This is a genomic window from Endozoicomonas sp. ALC013, assembly GCF_049310205.1.
GTDB lineage: Bacteria > Pseudomonadota > Gammaproteobacteria > Pseudomonadales > Endozoicomonadaceae > Endozoicomonas.
Genome location: NZ_JBLYNS010000002.1, coordinates 93,285 through 112,616, shown reverse-complemented (window position 1 = coordinate 112,616; position 19,332 = coordinate 93,285). Strand labels below are relative to the sequence as shown.

Annotated in this window: 18 protein-coding genes and 1 pseudogene; 9 read left to right on the top strand and 10 right to left on the bottom strand. The window is 52.5% G+C overall.

The features are described from left to right. Window positions 1-283: 283 nt before the first annotated feature. The 3 genes and pseudogenes from ACO6V1_RS01120 to ACO6V1_RS01110 all read left to right on the top strand — a co-directional run. Window positions 284-484 (top strand): annotated as a pseudogene (locus ACO6V1_RS01120) (RING finger domain-containing protein); the annotation flags it as partial. An 18-nt stretch (window positions 485-502) separates the two neighbouring features. Beyond that, entirely contained in the window at window positions 503-2,068 is a 1,566-nt protein-coding gene (locus tag ACO6V1_RS01115; RefSeq protein WP_422459439.1) for an ankyrin repeat domain-containing protein, read from the top strand. Between the two features lie 133 nt (window positions 2,069-2,201). Further along, on the top strand, window positions 2,202-4,763 hold the full coding sequence (locus tag ACO6V1_RS01110) for an ankyrin repeat domain-containing protein (RefSeq protein ID WP_422465455.1): 2,562 nt from the start codon (window positions 2,202-2,204) through the stop codon (window positions 4,761-4,763). A 21-nt stretch (window positions 4,764-4,784) separates the two neighbouring features. Here the strand turns inward: ACO6V1_RS01110 and sctU are convergent, their stop codons facing one another. From sctU to sctN, 8 genes are read right to left on the bottom strand one after another with little or no spacing between them, the layout of a single operon-like run. Then, on the bottom strand, window positions 4,785-5,846 hold the full coding sequence (gene sctU, locus ACO6V1_RS01105; RefSeq protein WP_101748638.1) for a type III secretion system export apparatus subunit SctU: 1,062 nt from the start codon (window positions 5,844-5,846) through the stop codon (window positions 4,785-4,787). After that, window positions 5,843-6,634 (bottom strand): type III secretion system export apparatus subunit SctT, encoded by a 792-nt coding sequence (gene sctT / locus ACO6V1_RS01100; RefSeq protein WP_422465453.1) that lies wholly within the window; start codon window positions 6,632-6,634, stop codon window positions 5,843-5,845. The genes sctU and sctT overlap by 4 nt, the downstream gene beginning before the upstream one ends. Window positions 6,635-6,636: 2 nt before the next feature. Next, window positions 6,637-6,900 carry a type III secretion system export apparatus subunit SctS gene (gene sctS, locus ACO6V1_RS01095; RefSeq protein ID WP_101748640.1) on the bottom strand — a complete coding sequence of 88 codons (264 nt, stop codon included), beginning with the start codon at window positions 6,898-6,900 and terminating at the stop codon, window positions 6,637-6,639. Further along, window positions 6,893-7,561, bottom strand: a complete 669-nt coding sequence (sctR, locus tag ACO6V1_RS01090) for a type III secretion system export apparatus subunit SctR (protein WP_422465451.1) — start codon at window positions 7,559-7,561, stop codon at window positions 6,893-6,895. Before sctR ends, sctS begins: the two co-directional genes overlap by 8 nt. 57 nt (window positions 7,562-7,618) lie before the next feature. Next, window positions 7,619-8,590: a type III secretion system cytoplasmic ring protein SctQ gene (gene sctQ, locus ACO6V1_RS01085; RefSeq protein WP_422465449.1), complete on the bottom strand. Its 972-nt coding sequence runs from the start codon at window positions 8,588-8,590 to the stop codon at window positions 7,619-7,621. Window positions 8,591-8,598: 8 nt separating this feature from the next. Further along, on the bottom strand, window positions 8,599-9,387 hold the full coding sequence (locus ACO6V1_RS01080; RefSeq protein ID WP_422449162.1) for a type III secretion HpaP family protein: 789 nt from the start codon (window positions 9,385-9,387) through the stop codon (window positions 8,599-8,601). A gap of 12 nt (window positions 9,388-9,399) precedes the next feature. Next, window positions 9,400-9,903: a type III secretion system stalk subunit SctO gene (gene sctO / locus ACO6V1_RS01075; RefSeq protein ID WP_422449160.1), complete on the bottom strand. Its 504-nt coding sequence runs from the start codon at window positions 9,901-9,903 to the stop codon at window positions 9,400-9,402. Window positions 9,904-9,907: 4 nt separating this feature from the next. Next, window positions 9,908-11,251, bottom strand: coding sequence for a type III secretion system ATPase SctN (sctN, locus tag ACO6V1_RS01070; RefSeq protein ID WP_422449158.1), 1,344 nt, complete (start codon window positions 11,249-11,251; stop codon window positions 9,908-9,910). On the opposite strand from sctN, the gene ACO6V1_RS01065 reads away from it, so the two are divergent. Next, the gene (locus ACO6V1_RS01065) at window positions 11,243-11,479 is read left to right on the top strand and encodes a hypothetical protein (RefSeq protein WP_422449156.1); all 237 of its coding nucleotides are present in this window, start codon (window positions 11,243-11,245) and stop codon (window positions 11,477-11,479) included. The two genes, sctN and ACO6V1_RS01065, sit on opposite strands and share 9 nt — an antisense overlap. A gap of 78 nt (window positions 11,480-11,557) precedes the next feature. On the opposite strand, the gene ACO6V1_RS01060 is transcribed toward ACO6V1_RS01065, so the two are convergent. Next, window positions 11,558-12,064, bottom strand: coding sequence for a type III secretion system chaperone (locus tag ACO6V1_RS01060; RefSeq protein ID WP_101748737.1), 507 nt, complete (start codon window positions 12,062-12,064; stop codon window positions 11,558-11,560). 245 nt (window positions 12,065-12,309) lie between these two features. Here ACO6V1_RS01060 and tadA point away from each other — a divergent pair, with 245 nt between their 5' ends. From tadA to ACO6V1_RS01035, 5 genes are all read left to right on the top strand, one after another. Further along, window positions 12,310-12,804: a tRNA adenosine(34) deaminase TadA gene (gene tadA / locus ACO6V1_RS01055; RefSeq protein ID WP_422449154.1), complete on the top strand. Its 495-nt coding sequence runs from the start codon at window positions 12,310-12,312 to the stop codon at window positions 12,802-12,804. Window positions 12,805-13,010: 206 nt separating this feature from the next. Further along, window positions 13,011-16,937, top strand: coding sequence for a phosphoribosylformylglycinamidine synthase (gene purL, locus ACO6V1_RS01050; RefSeq protein ID WP_422465447.1), 3,927 nt, complete (start codon window positions 13,011-13,013; stop codon window positions 16,935-16,937). 41 nt (window positions 16,938-16,978) lie between these two features. Next, window positions 16,979-17,449, top strand: a complete 471-nt coding sequence (locus ACO6V1_RS01045; RefSeq protein ID WP_422449150.1) for a glycine zipper 2TM domain-containing protein — start codon at window positions 16,979-16,981, stop codon at window positions 17,447-17,449. A 72-nt stretch (window positions 17,450-17,521) separates the two neighbouring features. After that, window positions 17,522-17,830 (top strand): hypothetical protein, encoded by a 309-nt coding sequence (locus ACO6V1_RS01040; protein WP_422449148.1) that lies wholly within the window; start codon window positions 17,522-17,524, stop codon window positions 17,828-17,830. A 324-nt stretch (window positions 17,831-18,154) separates the two neighbouring features. Next, complete coding sequence (locus tag ACO6V1_RS01035; protein ID WP_422459414.1) at window positions 18,155-19,003, top strand: sulfurtransferase; 849 nt, start codon at window positions 18,155-18,157, stop codon at window positions 19,001-19,003. An 11-nt stretch (window positions 19,004-19,014) separates the two neighbouring features. On the opposite strand, the gene ACO6V1_RS01030 is transcribed toward ACO6V1_RS01035, so the two are convergent. Then, on the bottom strand, window positions 19,015-19,263 hold the full coding sequence (locus ACO6V1_RS01030) for a hypothetical protein (protein ID WP_209275299.1): 249 nt from the start codon (window positions 19,261-19,263) through the stop codon (window positions 19,015-19,017). Window positions 19,264-19,332 lie beyond the last annotated feature (69 nt).

Below are 19,332 nucleotides of genomic sequence, written 5' to 3'. Positions count from 1 at the left end.
ATGCCTGACTCTTCACTGAATATTTTCACCACGTTCAGAAGGGCCAATCGTCTGTTCAGATGATAAACGGCATCGGATTAATAATCTGGAAAATAACAGCTTGAATCTTACCGTGACAGATCAACGTCGTTTGTTTCTGATCATTCCGGTCATTAAATTTATAATATTTTCGTCGTAAAAAAGCTCTCGGAATTTTTCTTTACCAGCAACAGCTATTTATATTGAATTATTGTTTATTCTTTTTCCCCAGGCTTTTTCCACCATTTACCAATACGGCTGTTTTATGAATCCCGTTGGCTGTTACTCTTATCCTGTATCTACTGATACTTCAGGGTCATTCAGTGATGATGAGTGTTCCATTTGCAAAGAGGATTTCCATGGCCGTAGTGTGGTACCCGTTATCGTCAAAACCAAATGCGGGCACAGGTTTGATCTGGACTGTATTTCGAGATGGCTCGGTTCCGGATTCGGGCAAGGGACCTGTTGCATTTGTCGCCAGGCAGTGTTACCGCTGGTACGGGAGGCCGGTGCCTGTGTTTATGAGGACTCACCCTTCTGCGAAGCCCTTCCACTGCAAGCCTGTCGTAATGGTGATGTCGAGAAATTAGCCGCGCTTTTGAGGCTGGATCCCGGCATTGCCCGGAAAACGTTCAGGTCTGCTATTACAGGGCGGCCAGTTGATCTAATGATCGTCGCTGCCCAGAACAATAACGCCGCCTGCCTGAAAGCCCTGATGGCTGCGGGGGCGGATCCCAACACGGTCCGGTCTGCGGATGGTGCCACCCCTCTGTTAATCGCTGCCCAGGATAATGACACCGCCTGCCTGCAAGCCCTGATGGCTGGGGGGGCGGATATCAACGCCACCTTGGCTTCGGGTGCCACAGCACTGTTCATCGCTGCCTGTCACAATAGCATCGCTTGCCTGCGCCTCCTGATCACTGCCGGGGCGAAACTCAATGCCGCTCAGGGTCCGGAGGGTGCCACCCCGCTGTACATTGCTGCCCAGAAAAATAACATCGCCTGCCTGCAAGCCCTGATCACTGATGGGGCGGATCTCAATGCTGCCCTGAATACAGGTGTTACCCCGCTGTTCATCGCTGCCCAGAAGAATCACATCGCCTGCCTGCGAGCCCTGATTACTGCCGGGGCAGAGCTTGATGTCGCCAGAACTTCAGATGGTATCACCCCGTTGTTGATTGCTGCCCAGCAGAATAGCATCGCCTGCCTGAGAGCCCTGATCACCGCAGGGGCAAAGCTCAATGCCGCCATGACTTCGGGTGCCACCTCGCTATTCACCGCTGCCCAGCATAATTACATCGCCTGCCTGCAAGCCCTGATCGATGCCGGGGCCGATCTCAACGCCGCCCGGGCTTCGAATACCACACCGCTGTTTATCGCTGCCGAGAACAATCACATCACCTGCCTGCAAGCCCTGATCCTTGCCGGGGCGGATCTCAATGCCGCCCGGACTTCGGGGGCCACCCCACTGTTCATCGCTGTCCAGAAAAATAGCATCGCCTGTCTGCAAGCCCTGATCACTGCCGGGGCAGATTTCAACGCCGCCCTGAATTCGGGCACCACCCCGCTGTTCATTGCTGCCCAGGACAATCACATCGCCTGCCTGAAAGCCCTGATCACTGCCGGGGCGAAGCTGAACACCGCCCGAAATACCGATGGTGCTACCCCGCTGTACATTGCTGCCCAGCACAATAACGTCAACTGCCTGCTAGTCCTGCTCATTGCCGGGGCAGATCCCAACATTGCCTGCACGGATGATGGGGCGACCCCACTTTACATCGCGGCCCAGGACAATAACATCACCTGCCTGCAAGCCCTGATCTCAGGAGGGGCGGATCCCAACATTGCCTGCACGGATGATGGGAGTACTCCGCTGATGGTCGCTGCCGAGGCCAATCACATCGCCTGCCTGCAAGCCCTGATTGCGGCAGGGGCAGATCTCAACGCCCGGACTACGGATGGTGCCACTGCGCTCTCCATCGCTGCCGAAAACAATAATATCGCCTGCCTGCAAGCCCTGAGCGCAGCCCTGGCCAGGAAGGAAGACTGAGAGTAGGCTCCCGGAGGCAGCATCAAGCCAGCCTGTGTTCCCAGCGCCTTTAAACAGTTGTTATTGCATTGAATTTTTTTGTTTATTGTTCATCTAACCCTGTCACTGATTAACACATGCGGGTGTTTGCTCTATGGATGTCACTCCCGATTATTCATCCTCCGTTCCCATGGAGGTCTCCGGGTCGTCGGATGAGGTTTCTGGTGCCAATGGACATGGGGCTTTTCATGGCCGTGACGCAGTACCCGTGTTCGTAAATACCCGGTGCGGGCACCGCTTTGACCTGGATCGTGTTTCCAGGGATTTTGCCAGAGAACTGGTCGGGACACGTAAGTGCGCGGCTTGTCAGAAGAATCCGATGCCTCTGGTGAATGAGCATACCGGTGAATATTACCGGGACGAACACTTCCCTGATCCGATATTTTTTTACGCCTGTATTCGTGGGGATCAGTCTTTGATTCGTTCCCGGTTGCTCCAGGGGGTTAATGTTAATGTTCCTATGGAGCATGACTTAACCGCCCTGATATGGGCATCCCAGAACGGGCACCTTGAGATTGCAAGGCTGCTGATCGACAGCGGTGCTGACGTCAATGCCGTTACGGACAAAGGCATCACAGCCCTGATGTCGGCATCCCTGATCGGGTGCCGGGAGATCGCCAACCTGCTGATCAACAACAGAGCTGACATCAATGCCGTTACCAACAAAGGCTCCACTGCCCTGATGCTGGCAGCCAGCAGGGGGCACCGGGAGATCATCGTACTGCTGATGGACAGGGGAGCTGAGCTCAATGTCTGCCGGAGCAATGCCGACAATCTCAATGGCTGGACAGCCCTGATGTCGGCATCCGATAACGGGCACGTGGAAGCTGCCAGGCTAATGATCAATAGGGGGGCTAAGGTTAATGCCGTTATGGAAAATGGCTCCACAGCCCTGATGTTGGCATCCGGAAACGGGCATTGCGAGACCGCTGAGTTGCTGATCGACAATGGTTCCGAGGTCAATGCCGTTATGGATGATGGTTCAACAGCCCTGAAGCTGGCAGCCAATAACGGCTACCGTAAGGTTGCCAGGCTGCTGATCGGCAACGGCGCAGACGTCAATGCCTGTGCAGACAATGGCTTGACTGTCCTGATGTCGGCATCCCTGTACGGCAAGCCTGATGTCGCTGAACTGCTGATTGACCACGATGCTGAGGTCAATGCTGTCAGTGAAGATGGCTTGACTGCCCTGATGTTGGCATCCCGGTATGGGCATCTGGAGATTGCCCGGCTGCTGATCGGCAGGTTCGCTGATGTTAAAGCCAGGATGGATGATGGTACCAATGCCGTGATATTTGCAGCCAGTAACCGACATTGGGAGATCGTTAAACTGCTGGTCAACAGCGGTGCTGAGGTCAACGACAGTACGGACAATGGCTTGACTGTCCTGATGTCGGCATCCTGGTGCGGACAGTGGGAGGTCGCCGCGCTGCTGATCCACAAAGGTGCAGATGTCAGTGCCAGGGTGGATAATGGCTTGACTGCTCTGATGTCGGCATCCCAGAGTGGACACCGGGATGTCGCCGTGCTGTTGATTGGCAGCGGTGCTGATGTCAATGCCACTATGACAGATGGTTCCACTGCTTTGATGTTGGCAGCAGAGAGCGGGTGGAGTGAGGTCGCGGAGTTGTTGATCGAAAGTGGCGCTGAGGTCGATGCCGTAACTGACAATGGCTTGACTGCCCTGATGTCGGCATCGGAGAACGGGCAGCGGGAGGTCGCCAGGCTGTTGATTGTCAGGGGAGCTGAGGTTAATGCCAGTATGACTGATGGCATCAATGCCTTGATGTTGGCAGCCATGAAAGGGCAGTTGGGCACCACAGAACTGCTGATCAGCAGGGGTGCCGAAGTCAACGCCAGTAACGACGATGACTTAACAGCCCTGATGATTGCGGCCCGGAGCGGCTTCAGTGACATTGTCTGGTTGCTGATCGACAAGGGCGCGTCTGTCAATGTCTGTATGCCCGACGGTTTCACTTCTCTGATGTTGGCATCCCGGAATGGGCATCTGGAGGTTGCCCGGCTGCTGATTGCTAACAACTCTGAAATCGATGTTGCCATGGATGATGGTTCCACTGCCCTGATGTTTGCCTGCGAGAAAGGACACCGGGAGGTTGCCAGGTTGCTGATTGACCGGGGCGCTGACGTCAATGTCGTTATGGACACTGGCCTCACTGCCCTGATGTTTGCATCTCAGAATGGACACGTGGAGATTGTCAGGCTGTTGATCGACAGGGGGGCTGAGGTCGATGTTGTGTTAAAAAATGGTACCACCGCCCTTATGTTGGCGTCCCTGCACGGGCGGCGTGAGGTCGTCGAGCTGCTGATCGACATCGGCACTGAGGTCAATGTTGCCAGGAACGATGGTTTTACTGCCTTGATGTCGGCATGCGAGAGAGGCTATCGGGATGTTGCCGGGCTGTTGATCGACAGTGACGCCAAGGTCAATGTCCGCATGGGAAATGGTGCCACTGCCCTGATGTTTGCATCCCGGAATGGACACGTGGAGACTGTCAGGCTGTTGCTCGACAAGGGCGCTGAGCTCAATGCCAGTACCGACAATGGCGTCACTGCCCTGATTTTGGCAGCACAGAACAGGCAGCGGGAGGTTGTCGAACTGCTGATCAAAGTCTTGATACGGGAGGGGATAGGATAAAATACGATTTCATTCGGTCAGCTACTCGCCGGGCGACTCACCCTCATTTTCCTGCTCTTTAATTTCCTGTACCCAGCGGAATACTTCGGCAACGGGCTCAATCAGCTCGCCGGGAATAAAATCGGCAATGTTTAAATGAAACAGGGCATGCGCCAGTGGTACGTTTTCAAGAACAGGGATGCCTTCTTTTTCAGCAATTTTGATAATAAACCGGGCATGACCACCACGACCTTTAACCGTGACAACAGGCAGTGGCGTCTTACCCTGGCGGTACTGCAAACCAATGGCCAGATGGGTCGGGTTTTTAATAACAACGTCTGATTTGCCGGTGTTTTCTGCCTGGTTGAGTATTTCCTGATGAATTTCCTTCCGCTTGCCTTTAATTTCCGGGCTACCTTCACTCTCTTTATGTTCCCGTTTGACTTCATCCTTGCTCATCCGGTTCTGCTTCATAAAGTTGTAGCGCTCAAACATATAGTCGAGAATCGCAATAATCACGAAAGCAACCATGGCGTAGAGCAGCAGCTTTTTTATCAGATGGGCAGCGACCGGTAAAATGCATGAAGTGCCGCAATAGGGCATGTCAACCATGTCGCCCACACTGCTGTAAATGACGTAATACACAACAAATGACAGAAACAGGATTTTGATCACCGACTTGAAAAACTCCATAAGGTTTTTCATGGCGAAAATCTTTTTCAAGCCGCCAACCGGGCTGATTTTTCCAATATCCGGTTTAATGCCTTCAGGCGCAAACAGCAGGCCAAACTGCATGACGTTGCCGATAATGGCAGAAAACATGGAGACGGCGACCAGGGGAATCAGCAGGTCCATGGTTAAACTGAGAATACCGTGGGTAACGATTTTGAAAGAGACTTCAAAGGGTTCGTTGTAGCTCAACGTGGGAAACACCACCATCTGCTTGATCTTGTCAATAAAGGTGTCACTCATGTACCAGAGTGTTGCCAGTACCGCGATAAGGTTAAAGGTGCCGGATACTTCTTTACTTTTGGCGACCTGGCCCTTTTGCCGTGCATCACGGAGTTTTTTGGGGGTGGGCTGTTCGGTTTTTTCTGCACTCATTTCCAGATCACTCCCAATGATTCAAACATCTCAGGGATTCCCATCATGTGCTTTTGGGATAATTCCAGAATGGTTCCGATGTAAACCACCAGGATAGCAAGGGCAACACCGGATTTAATGGGCATGGCCAGGATGAACACGTTCAGCTGGGGAGCCGCCCGGCTGATCAGGGCAATGCCAAATTCGGTGATGAACATGCAGATGATGACCGGCGCAGAGAGCCACATGGACAGTTTGATAATCAGGTCAAACTGGCCAAGGAAAAACGTCACCGCTTCCTGATTGATATTTGGGAAGTAGCTGAATACCGGCCAGACCTGATAGGTGAGCATCATGCTTTCCAGCATCAATAGAAACAGCCCACTGGTCATGATCATGGCAATAAAGGCCTGGCTGAACAGGATGCCCATCGGGGAGGTTTCTGCGCCGGAAAACGGGTTGAGGGTACTGGCCATGGAAGCACCCCGCTGGTTATCAATAAAAAAACCGGCGGCTTCCATTGCCCAGAATGGGATCGCCAGGACGAAACCCATGATGGCACCGATAAAGACTTCTTTGATCACGATGCCACCGGTGTCGTAGATTGTCAGTGTTTCGTCGGGTTTGGTCTCAGACAGCATGGGGTGCATGAACAGCACCAGGCTCATGCAGATGCCGTTGCGAATCATGGACCCACCAAGGTTCCGCTTGTGCAGCATAGGCAGAACGGTAAACATGGCAACGATGCGAGGCATCCCCATTGACAGGATGTAAAACCACTCTTTCAGATCATCAATGGGCAGGATCATGGTCAGAGCCTTTCGAACATATCCATCACGGCCACTGAGAAGTTATAAACCTCGATGCCCATCCAGCGGGATGTCAGGAAGATACTGATAATGACCGCGACGAGTTTGAAGGCAAATGGCAGTGTCTGTTCCTGAATCTGGGTCAGTGCCTGAATCAAACTGATCAGCAGGCCAACCGCCGATGCCGCGATAATAGGAGGCATGGACAGTAACAGTGTCAGCCAGAGTGCCTGGGCTGTGAGTGTCAGTATATGCGGGTCATGCATAACTTAGCACCAGTCCGTGGATTAGCCGGGTCCAGCCATCCAGCAGTACGAACAGCAAGAGCTTGAAGGGCAGGGATATGGTCATGGGTGACACCATCATCATACCCATAGCGAGAAGGATGTTAGAGACGATCAGGTCAATAACGATAAACGGCAAATAGAGCAGAAAGCCAATCTCGAAGGCCTTGGTCAGTTCAGTGATACAGTAGGATGGCATCAGAACTATCAGGTCATCTGCGCTCAGTTGTGCCTGGTACGCCTTTGGCCACAATATTCTTGCGGTTTTCAGAAAGAAGTTTCTTTCCCGCTCCGTGGTATTTTTTTTCAGGAAGTCCCGATAGGGGGCTATCAGCAGCTCGATGTTATTCATCAGCTCTCTACTGTCTTCACCCTGAAAGCTGATGTTCTCCTCTTGCGCGATATCCCATGCCTCAAAACCTACCGGTGCCATGATGTAAAGCGTCAGGATAATGGCCAGGGCATTCATGGCGATATTGGGAGGAATCTGCTGCAGACCGGTAGCGTTTCTGAGAATGGAAAATACCACCACCAGTTTCAGGAAGGATGTACCCATCACCGCAAGAAAGGGCACCAGCGCCATCAGCGCCAGTGGGATCATCAGATAAAATGGACTGGTGAGAGTTATTGCGCCGCTTTCCATAGTCGCCTTTTCCAGTCTCAGAGTATGAACAAGAGACTTTATTGTTTAGGTAGTCAGTCAGTCGACAATTCTGGTAATACGTGCACCCAGTCGATTATTTATTTGTACCAGCTGGCACTCGGCAATCAATTTGCCGCCGGCACGAACCTTAACCGGTTGTTCGATGGGACGATCCAGCTCAAACACATGGCCAGGCTGAAGAGACTGGACTTCCTGTGCGGTGAACTGCTGTCGCCCCACTTCGAATACCAGGTCAATCTCAATATCTGACAGGTCGATAGGCTCCTGTTCATGATGCATTTGATCGTCTTCCATTGAGTCCATCCTGTGCTTGATGGTGATGTGAGAACCCTCTGCTTCCCCGATGAAAGCCGTATCCGGGTTCACTCTGATAATCAGCTGCTGCCCGGTGACGTGGTAATTAAAAAATACAATGTCACCGACACCCAGGGCGCTGGTTTCCTCTTTAGACAGTTTTGCCCGTCCAAGTTCAAGACCTGCCCAGATAGGTATATCGGTGGATTGCTCCCGGATATGAGTGGGCAGCAGTTTGAGCAGCTCAAAAACAATGGGCGTGCTTTCCAGGTAAATGGGGTACTGCGTACCGCCTATCCGGATATTCATCGCCAGTTCTGCATGCTTTGATTTATCTTTATTCGGTGCCAGGTCAGTAAACTGGATGGCAATACCAAGCCCCTGCATCAGATGCTCCAGCAGGGTTTGCAGCCTGTTTCCCAGAGCGGCCAGCATCAAGTCTTTTGGCAGTTTCAGCAGTATCTTGCTGTTCAGATTGTCCGGCATGATCAGGTCAATGAAGGCACTGCCGGTGTACAGAGAAACGGGCTGGTGATTGATTTCCAGCTGCATGCAGATAGCAGGCATGGTTTCCGGGGCAATACTGCCCAGGGATATGTCCCACCTGTCCTCATTAACCGGCAGTGCAAGCTCTGTCTGGCGGTTGCTGAGGATTTGGCCAAGCAGCAGCTGCGACGGTGAGACAGAGGGTAGATCAAGAGTTTCTGCTGCCATGGTTCAACCTATGCCCGGTCGTTTCTGGAAGAGTTCTGGTCGTTATCATCTTCTGCCGCATACTGGTTACGGGAGCGACCATCACTGTCCTGGTTATCGCCACCTGACATATTGATATTTACCTGAACCTTGTCGTTGGAGAATCGCTCAGCCAGCATTTTCTGCAGGTTGGCTTCATGCTGGGCCAGAAAGTTTCCGGCTTCTGCTGATGTGGTGTTCATGGTGACTGTCAACTCGCCACCGTGTCTCTGGATTCTGATCTCGGTACCCGGCAGCACATTGTCTTTCAGGGAAATGCGAACCTCTGCCCCATTCACCGCATCCTTGGCAGACACCTGTATTTGATCGGCCATCTTCTGAAGTGCAGCTTCAACTTCTTTCACGCTGCTGGCCTGCTGGATCTCACGAATCTGGGTCTGAAGCTGGGTATCGGCTTTAATTGGGTTCTGGGCGTTATTGACCATGACCTGCTCAGAGGCGTCTTCGCGGGTATTCTTGAACATATTCTCATTGTTTTTCTCTTCCTGAGAACCTTCGCGAGAACCTTTTTCCTGGCGTCCCCTGATGGCATTCTTAGAGTTTTTGTTCCGCTCGGCCAGCAGGCTTTCCAGACTTTCCAGGCTTTGCTCCTTATCGCCACCCGTTTTTTTCTCTTTGCCACGCTTTTCTTTTGCCATGCGATCCGCAAAGTCGTTAGCCTGCTTATCGGATACATTGCGACTTTGCTGGTTAGCATCATTCTGTTGCGGGGGTGGAGTTGGCTGAGTGTTGGTTTGATTCACGCCGTGTGTTGACATGATGGTTAACTCCTATTCCTTGGATTTGACGGTAAATTCTTCCATTTCCAGATCTTCAAGACGTTTGGCTTCTTTCTCAGCCTCTTCATCCTGTACCTTGCAGAACTCCTCAAACTTCTCCACAGCCATCTTGGCTTTAAAGTGAGCCTGTCTCGCTTCTTCCAGGACCTGCTCCGCTTTGACTACCTGTTGTTGTGCTTCTACCACCCGTTTTTCTGCATCGGCAATGGCCTGTTCCAGGGAGGCATCTTTCTCCCGTAACATGGCAACTTTCTGCTTCAACAGATCCAGATCATGCTGCTGAACACTTGTGTTCATAATGTTATCGTATAGCCGCTGTTCTTCTTGACTGCGCCATACAACATACTCTTCCAGATCCTTTTGACGTTGTGCCACTTCCTGCTTGCGTTGTTCGACCTCCTGATGGGCGAGATCCAGCTCATGCTGACAGCGCTTCACCTCCCGTTCAGCCGATTCCTCCCGTATATTTTTAACCTTCAGCAGATCATGCAGCATCTTCTCAGTAACCTACGATTTGCTGTAGTTGGGCAATTGTCTGGTCGAGGGGCATCAGTTCATCCGTTCTCTGCTTGAGAAAAGAGCGGATGGTTTCAATTTTCTGAATCGCCTCGTCGGCCAGTGGGTCAGCCCCCTGTTTGTATTCCCCGACTTTTACCAGTAATTCAATATCTTCATATTTGGACATCAGGGCTCTTGCCCGACTGACCGCCGCCCGGTGGTCTTCGGTAGTAATGGCATTCATCACACGGCTGGCACTGGCCAGCACATCAATGGCCGGGTAGTGCCCGGATGCGGCCAGCTTTCGGGAGAGAATGATATGACCATCAAGAATCGAGCGTGTTTCATCCGCTACCGGCTCGGTCATGTCATCCCCTTCAACCAGCACGGTATAGAGTGCCGTAATAGAGCCTACATCTGACATCCCGGTGCGCTCCATCAGCTTGGGAAGGGTGGCAAATACCGAAGGCGGGAAACCCCGACGGGTCGGTGGTTCTCCGGCGGCCAGTCCGATCTCACGCTGGGCACGGGCAAAACGGGTGACAGAGTCCATAAGCAGAAGAACCCGTTTGCCTTTATCACGAAAAAACTCAGCAACGGCTGTTGCAGTGTAAGCGGCTTTGGAACGCTCCATGGAGGACTTGTCGGAGGTCGCCACAATAATAACCGATTTCTTAACCCCCTCCGGGCCAAGGTCGTGCTCGATAAACTCCCGCAGCTCCCGCCCCCGTTCACCGATCAGGGCCAGTACGGTGACATCCACTTCCGCTCCCTTGACCAGCATGGACAACAGGGTACTCTTACCACCACCGGCCGCTGCAAAGATCCCCATTCTCTGCCCTTCACCACAGGTTAGAACGCCATCAATGGCTTTAACGCCCAGGGGAATGGGGTGGTCAATAATTCTTCGGGTCATGGGGTCGGGGGCATCGGTATAAACCGGGTAATGAGCTTCAGGCTCAATGCCATCAAATGCGTCAGGGTTTAATGGGTTGCCCATACCGTCCAGCACATGCCCCAGCAGGTGAGGGCCAACGGCTACGTGGTGTACTTTGCCGGTTGGAATAACTTCAGTGGTGGAGGAGATCCCCATAATTTCACCCAGGGGGGATAGTACCGTCTCATGTCCCTGGAAACCGACCACTTCGGCGTATGAGTTCCGGTCGCTGTCATCAGGGTTATTGGGGGATACCAGCTCACAGAGCTCACCGATTTTGACACCAGGCACCGCCGCTTTGATGATCATGCCCTGAACTTCAGTAACACGGCCACGAATATCAATCAGCCTGCCGCTTTCCACGGTGCTTTGCAGCGCATTGGTGAGATAGTTAAAAGTTTGAGCCAACTTGATGCCTCCATTATTTTTCTTGCTATGGATATGCTGCTATCGAGATCCTTCTGCTTTCCATGCTCGGTAAATGCAGCATTACCTGCCCTGACAGCATGGAGTTATTATCCAGACGCGGCAGAGTATAGTTGCTCTACTCAATACGTGGCTGAAAAACCGGATAAAGGATTCCCGAATCCATTACAGGCTGCTATTTTTCTTTTCGGCCTGATGATTTCGAGCTGAAATGGTGTTGGTAAAATAAATGCAGCGAAATAAAAGAAGGGCTGTGAAAGCCCTTCATGGTATTGGGTATTTTGGGAGTTACACCATCATTCCCATATCGCCGGGGCCTCCGGGGGCTCCTCCGGGACCACTCTGGGGGCGGGGAGGGGTGGATGTTGAAGAAGTCTGGTCCTGCTTGGACTCATCCAGTTCACTGACACACCATTCCAGAGTGTTGACGAACTTTTCCAGGGTGGACTCGAATAAACCGTAATCGCAGGAAGCCTGCAGGGAGCGAATCAGCAGTACTTCAGTTTTGTCATGGTTCAAGGCCAGAAAGGCACCCTGCATACTATGGTGCTGGAGGTTCAGTGAACACATTTTTTCCAGCAGTGTGGTTTTCTCCGGACTGTCATGGGTAATCATGGGTCGAACAGAAGCAACAAATACCAGCGCCTCATCATCTTCCAGATACTCCATGTTCACGATCAGGGTGTCGTCAAAACACAACCCGCAGGCATCGTGTTCGTTTAATTTGAGTTCTCCCAGGCCGATGCTCTGGGCAAAGTGTTGTAGATGCTGTTCTACATTCTGCTTGAAAGACATCAGGCCCTTCCCTCCAGTGATTTATTTTTCATAATTGAGCAATTTATTTTTGATAGGCTATTTATAGCTTAGACACTATATATAGCTCAGACATTCGCCATGGGAAAAAATTCCATAGATTTAATCGGCGGATTGTCACATTTCATAAAAAGCTGAAATAAATTCGCCAATCAAGGGATGAAAAGCCTGCCGTTTTACTTCATGATGCAAAATCGCTCAAGATTGTCAGGTTTGGTAGATAGTTTGTGATTGATGACACCATTTGGATGAAAGAAGCCCTGCTGGAAGCTGATAAAGGCCGTACCCTGGGCGAGGTGCCCGTCGGTGCTGTCGTGGTTAAGGAGGGTCAGATCATCGCCCGGGCGTGTAATCAACCTATTTCATCCTGTAATCCCGTTGCTCATGCTGAAATTCTGGTACTTCAGTCAGCGGCTGCAGCCATTGGCAACTACCGTCTGCTGGATTGTGATCTCTATGTTACGCTGGAGCCCTGCACCATGTGTGCAGGTGCGATTGTCCACAGTCGGATTCGTCGCCTGATCTACGGTGCAACAGAACCCAAGGCCGGTGCCATTGTCAGTGCCGCAAGGGTTCTTGAACAGCCTCAGATGAACCACCGGGTAGAGGTTACCGGAGGTGTCCTTCAAGATGAATGCAGTGGGATGATCAGCGAGTTTTTTCGTTTTCGCCGTCAGCAAATTCGTGAACAGCGGGGAAAGCAGCCTTTTGTTGATAAATAGCCTGTGACTGCTGGTTTCCGAAGGCTGGTTTCGATTATTATAGGCAGCCTTTGAATATCCCCCTGAGTTGAGAGGCTAAAGCATAAGGGCTGGCTGTAATCCAATCAGGAAGTGGCCACTCATCCGGGCTTCCTGATGTTTATTATTAGCTCACCCAGGCTGTAGCTCCTCACTAGCTGTTAATTGGCCCGAGGACAGACCAGAACATGCTGATACTGCGTGGCACCCCTGCACTTTCCCAGTTCCGCCGTCAAAAGTTGCTTGCTCAGCTGCAGAGCCGAGTGCCAGAGATCTCCTGTGTTGTTGCTGAATTCCAGCATTATGTGAAAATCCAGTCGTCCTGTGCACAAGGTCTGAGTGAGAGGCAGTCTGATATTCTGGCCAGACTATTGACTTACGGCCCAAAGATTCAACAGATAGAACCTGACAGCTTTTCTTCCTGGGCAGAATTTCTGGTGGTTCCCCGTCCGGGCACGATTTCCCCCTGGTCCAGTAAAGCATCCGATATTGCTCACAATTGTGGCCTCGGTATGATCCAGCGAATCGAGCGAGGCGTTCGGTTTTTGGTGTTTGCGGATACCCGTTTATCAGAAGATCAGGAAGCACGGATTGCAGATTTGCTCCATGACCGGATGACCCAGGCTGTCTTCCGTGATGAGGGTGAAATTACCAAACTGTTTGCTGTGGCCGAGCCAGCCCCGATGACTACTGTGTCCATTCTGGAAGGCGGCAGAGAGGCACTGGCTGCGGCTAATCTTTCCCTGGGCCTGGCTCTGGCTGAGGATGAAATCGACTATCTGATAGAGAGCTATCAAAAACTCGAACGGGATCCTACGGATGTTGAGTTGATGATGTTTGCCCAGGCGAACTCGGAACACTGTCGGCATAAAATTTTTAATGCTTCCTGGAGTATTGATGGTGAAGAGCAGGACCTTTCCCTGTTCAAGATGATCCGAAATACTCACGCCCTGCACAGTGAAGGGGTGCTGTCAGCTTATAAAGATAACGCCTCGGTTATTGAAGGTTTTCACGCAAAACGGTTTTACCCGGAATCTGATAGCCGTGAATATGGTTTCAATGAGGACGATATTCATATCCTCATGAAGGTAGAAACCCACAACCACCCGACGGCCATCGCACCCTGGGCGGGAGCCGCCACCGGTTCTGGTGGTGAAATTCGTGATGAAGGTGCCACCGGTAAGGGATCCAGGCCCAAGGCCGGTCTGACCGGATTCACCGTATCTAACCTGAACATTCCAGGCTATCAACAGCCCTGGGAACAGGATTATGGCAAGCCAGGCCGCATTGTCTCGCCGCTGGAAATCATGATCGAAGGCCCATTAGGCGGTGCCGGTTTTAATAATGAGTTTGGTCGTCCAAACCTGTGTGGCTATTTTCGTACCTTTGAGGCCAGCGTCAAAGGCGTTGCAGGCTATGAGGTTCGTGGCTATCACAAGCCCATTATGCTGGCCGGTGGTCTTGGCAATATCAAAGCTGAACACGTTGAAAAAGGGGAGATCCCGGTGGGTGCCAGGCTGATTGTCCTGGGCGGTCCTGCCATGCAGATTGGCCTGGGTGGTGGCGCGGCCTCTTCCATGACATCGGGTGAAGGTCAGGAAGACCTGGACTTTGCCAGTGTGCAACGAGACAACCCGGAAATGGAGCGTCGATGCCAGGAGGTGATCGACCGTTGCTGGCAGCAGGGGGACAGGAACCCCATCGCATTTATTCACGATGTGGGGGCCGGTGGTCTCTCCAACGCACTGCCTGAACTCGTCAGTGATGGTGGCCGGGGCGGTCACTTCCAGTTGCGTGCCATTCATAATGATGAACCGGGCATGTCGCCGCTGGCGCTCTGGTGTAATGAGTCCCAGGAACGTTATGTGATGGCGGTGGCTGCAGAAGACCTTCCCCGCTTCGAGGAGGTCTGTCAGCAGGAGCGTTGCCCTTATGCCGTGGTAGGTGAGGCGACCCAAGAGCAGCGGCTGCTGCTGGATGACAGCCACTTCAATAATCACCCGGTGGATATGCCGCTGGATGTGCTGCTGGGTAAACCACCCAGGATGCACCGTGAGATTCAACGTCAGTCCTTCGAGCGTGATCCCCTGGACCTGACCGACATCAAGCTGCTGGAAGCGATGGAGCGGGTATTAAAACTGCCATCCGTTGCCAGCAAGAACTTCCTGATCACCATTGGCGACCGAACCATTACCGGTCTGGTTAATCGTGACCAGATGGTGGGCCCCTGGCAGGTGCCTGTGGCAGACTGCGCGGTGACCGCAACGGCTTTTCAGGGCTATACCGGCGAAGCCATGTCCATGGGGGAACGCACACCGCTTGCCCTGATCAATGCTCCTGCTTCCGGGCGCATGGCGATTGGCGAGGCGATCACCAATATCTCTGCTGCCCGTATTGGTAAAATCGGCGATATCAAACTGTCGGCCAACTGGATGGCCGCAGCAGGTCATCCCGGTGAAGATGAAAACCTGTTTGATACGGTTAAGGCCGTGGGTATGGAGCTTTGCCCGGCACTGGGTATTGCTATTCCGGTGGGTAAAGACTCCATGTCCATGAGCACCCAATGGCAGGAAAATGGGGAAGATAAGCGTGTCACTTCACCACTGTCGCTGGTTATCTCGGCATTCGCCCCGGTTCGGGATATTCGCAAGACGGTGACGCCTCAACTGAGGACGGATCAGGGTAATACTGATCTGCTGTTGATTGACCTTGGCCGTGATCACAACCGACTGGGTGGTTCAGCACTGGCCCAGGTCTATGGTCAGTTAGGTGACTCGGCACCGGATGTTAACTCTCCGGAAGATCTGAAAGGATTCTTTAATGCCATTCAGGAACTGATGGATAAAGACCTGCTGCTGGCCTACCACGACCGCTCCGACGGTGGCCTGTTTACCACCCTGATTGAGATGGCGTTTGCTGGCCATACCGGTATTGCGGTTGATCTGGATAAGCTGGCTGGCAACAAGTCCATGGTTCTGCCAGCTCTGTTTAATGAAGAGCTGGGTGCGGTTATCCAGGTGCGCCACCGCGAGAAAGGCCTTGTTAAGGATATCCTGGCTCAGCATGGTCTTGCTGCCTGTTCTCACGCCATCGGTACCCTGGCTGCTGGCCAGCGGGTATCGTTCCGGTTCAATGGAGCCGAGCTGGTCAGTGAAAGCCGGATCAAGTTCCAGCGCTGGTGGGCAGAAACCAGTTATCGCATTCAGGCGCTGCGGGACAATGCCGAGTGTGCACGACAGGAGTTCGATAACCTGCTGGATGATCATGATGACGGGCTTCATGCCTCCCTGCCTTACGATATCTCTCTGGATGTGGCGGCTCCCTATATCAACACCGGTGTTCGTCCAGCCATGGCCATTTTGCGGGAGCAGGGTGTCAATGGTCAGGTAGAAATGGCGGCGGCCTTTGACCGGGCTGGTTTCAAAACAGTTGATGTGCACATGAGTGATATCCTGTCCGGTCGACGTACTCTGGATGAATTTACAGGTCTGGTGGCCTGTGGTGGCTTCTCTTATGGGGATGTTCTGGGAGCCGGAGAAGGCTGGGCCAAGTCGATTCTCTTTAATGAACAGGCCCGTGATCAGTTTGCCCGCTTCTTCGATCGTCGCGACAGTTTTGCCTTGGGTGTATGCAACGGCTGTCAGATGCTCTCCAATCTGCATGACCTGATTCCCGGTGCTGACTACTGGCCTCACTTTGTCCGCAACCAGTCTGAGCAGTTTGAGGCCCGGGTGGCGATGGTTAAGGTTCAGAAGAGCCACTCAATCCTCTTCCGGGGGATGGAGGGTGCCCGTATGCCAATTGCTGTCGCTCATGGGGAAGGGCATGCCGAGTTTGCCGATCCGTCTCACCTGGAGCGGCTGGCGAACAGTGGTCAGGTGTCTTTGCAGTTTGTGGATAACCAGGGCAGGCCCACCACACGTTATCCCTACAACCCCAACGGCTCGGTGCAGGGAATTACTGGCCTGACCTCTGCCGATGGTCGGGTTACCATTATGATGCCCCATCCTGAGCGGGTATTCCGTACAGTTCAAAACAGCTGGCACCCAGAACACTGGGGTGAAGATGCACCGTTGATGAGAATGTTCCGCAACGCACGGGTCTGGGTCGGTTAACAGGAAAGGTCTTTCCTGTTTTCCCAAAAGGAGTTAACGACATGAATTTGAGACGCTATTGGGCCATATTGCCCCTCACTTTTGCCGCTCTGCTGTCAGGGTGTATGACGGACAGCACAGGGACAACCTATTCAAGCAGTGAGGCCCGGAGAATCCAGCAGGTCAGTTTTGGCACTGTTTCCGAGCTGCAATATGTAACACTGGAAGGCACTGAAGGTGCTGTGGGTACTGTGGCCGGTGCGGCCATTGGTGGTATTGCAGGATCCAGTGTTGGCGGTGGCAGAGGCAGTGATATTGCCGCTATCCTGGGCGGAGTTGCCGGTGGTGTGCTGGGGAGCAGGGCTGAAAAACAGCTGACCACACAGCAGGGTATTGAGATGACCATTCGGCTTGATAGTGGAAAATATATTTCAGTGGTTCAGGAGGTTGACTCAAAAGCGCCTATGCAGGTGGGTGATGCGGTGAAGATTTTGACGCAGGGTAACACGACTCGGGTTGTTCGAATGCGATAGTTTGATGGAGCGGGGCTCGTCTCCGCTCTTGAATAAGTTTTGGAGGCTTTCCGGCTATGGGTGAGGATGGGCATGAGTAACAAGACAATTGCAGTAGTGCTGGCGGCTCTTCTGGCTCTGGGTGTGACTGGCTGGTTTTTGCTGGCTAAAAAGGATGAGCCTGAACCATTGCCCGTAACGGAAGTCATTCCGATACAGCAGGAGGTCATAGACACGCCGGTGGAAGAGCCTGCTTACTCTCCGGGCATCGAATTTGACGAGTCTTCCGAAGAAACCCGAATCATCCTGAAAACGCCGGATAACGGAGAGTTGAGCAACCTGCTTTCGGAAAAAGTGCTTCGTGACGACAAGGTAGTGGACAAGCCTGCAACCGGAAAATGATGAAAGTGTGAGACATATCTCACATTTTTTCGCGTAATCACTGCTATTGCCATCACGAGTGTATTGATAACGTAAACCTTGCATGGATGCACTTGTCACACGGATGTGACCCCGCCAGCTCTGCTGGTGGGTTTTATTTCTCTTCTTAACTTCCCTTTCCTCCGAACTATTCCTCCCTTCGAACCACGGTTATCAGGACTGGTTGCAAAGCCACTGTCATTTTTTTACTGTGTGGCAAGAAAAGTAAACCTTCATAAATGTTTCATAGTGGTGTGTTAGCTGCACTGGGCTCCGCCTCGGTTAGCAGCCAGACAGAGGTAAGTGATGCCTTTATTAATAGAGCCGGAGATGCTGGCTACCCTGTTGAACGACCAACATCTGCTGGTTCTGGATGCTCGATTCAGTCTCGCCGACCCGAAACAGGGACGGGTGATGTATCACCAGGGACATATTCCGGGAGCGCTCCATGCTGATCTTGAAGCAGATCTCTCCGGTTTGATTATTCCCGGTAAAACTGGCAGGCATCCACTGCCCGAGTCGGCAGACTGGCAGGCAACACTCCGTCGTTGGGGAATGGATAAGCACTCTCAGGTCGTTGTTTATGATGATGGCGGTCATGCCATGGCCGCCAGGGCCTGGTGGCTGTTACGTTGGGCGGGTATCTCTCAGGCTATGATTCTGCATGGCGGCATGAAAGCCTGGCAGGCGGGCCGTTATCCTGTGACTAACGATGTGTCTGAAGTGGCAGAAACTCAGGCTGATTTTACCACGGGACATATGCCAACGGTTTCAGCGCAGGATCTTATGGCGCAGATAGAAACTGAAGATAGCCTTAGTTATAAACTGATTGATGCCAGGGCTTATGAGCGATTCCGTGGAGAAGAAGAAACCCTGGACTCGCAGGCTGGGCACATTCCCGGGGCGGTATGCCATCCATTCGCCAAAAACCTGGATGAAGATGGCCGCTTTCTTTCAGCGGATCACTTGCGGGAGCTATTTACTGCACTGGTTGGCGACGACTCCCGGCCTGTCTTCTACTGTGGCTCCGGTGTTACCGCCTGTCACAATATTTTTGCCATGGAGCTTGCGGGTTTGTCGGGTGCCACACTGTACCCCGGCTCATGGAGCGAATGGATAACAGACCCCCTGCATCCTGTCGCCAGAGGCCAATAGCTTCGTGTCATTCAGAGTAACCCACGGGATTTTATCGGGCTCAGCTCACGGATGTGTTTCTGCTGAGCCAGCCTGCCAACAATCTGATGCTGACTGGTAAAACCGGAAACGCACATCTTGATTTCATACTGATCTTTTTTGCTGTTCAGCTCAGCAACAAAACTTTTCAGGTGTAACCCGTTCTCGCTGCTGCACTGGAGAATTTGTTCAAGGCTGCCGGGATCACTGGTGGTGATCAGTCGAAGGTTCAACTCGTTCACGCTGTCATTTCCTGTCAGTGGCAAATGGTCATAAAAAAGCCCCCGGACCGGTTAGGGTGCGGGGGCTCG

Coding starts and splice junctions, on each gene's coding strand:
- ACO6V1_RS01080 (WP_422449162.1), bottom strand. CDS start 9,387: ATGTCAACACACGGCGTGAATCAAACCAACACTCAGCCAACTCCACCC.
- sctR (WP_422465451.1), bottom strand. CDS start 7,561: ATGGAAAGCGGCGCAATAACTCTCACCAGTCCATTTTATCTGATGATC.
- ACO6V1_RS01035 (WP_422459414.1), top strand. CDS start 18,155: ATGCCTTTATTAATAGAGCCGGAGATGCTGGCTACCCTGTTGAACGAC.
- purL (WP_422465447.1), top strand. CDS start 13,011: ATGCTGATACTGCGTGGCACCCCTGCACTTTCCCAGTTCCGCCGTCAA.
- ACO6V1_RS01060 (WP_101748737.1), bottom strand. CDS start 12,064: ATGTCTTTCAAGCAGAATGTAGAACAGCATCTACAACACTTTGCCCAG.
- sctU (WP_101748638.1), bottom strand. CDS start 5,846: ATGAGTGCAGAAAAAACCGAACAGCCCACCCCCAAAAAACTCCGTGAT.
- sctQ (WP_422465449.1), bottom strand. CDS start 8,590: ATGGCAGCAGAAACTCTTGATCTACCCTCTGTCTCACCGTCGCAGCTG.
- sctS (WP_101748640.1), bottom strand. CDS start 6,900: ATGCATGACCCGCATATACTGACACTCACAGCCCAGGCACTCTGGCTG.
- ACO6V1_RS01045 (WP_422449150.1), top strand. CDS start 16,979: ATGAATTTGAGACGCTATTGGGCCATATTGCCCCTCACTTTTGCCGCT.
- ACO6V1_RS01110 (WP_422465455.1), top strand. CDS start 2,202: ATGGATGTCACTCCCGATTATTCATCCTCCGTTCCCATGGAGGTCTCC.
- sctT (WP_422465453.1), bottom strand. CDS start 6,634: ATGATCCTGCCCATTGATGATCTGAAAGAGTGGTTTTACATCCTGTCA.
- sctO (WP_422449160.1), bottom strand. CDS start 9,903: ATGCTGCATGATCTGCTGAAGGTTAAAAATATACGGGAGGAATCGGCT.
- ACO6V1_RS01040 (WP_422449148.1), top strand. CDS start 17,522: ATGAGTAACAAGACAATTGCAGTAGTGCTGGCGGCTCTTCTGGCTCTG.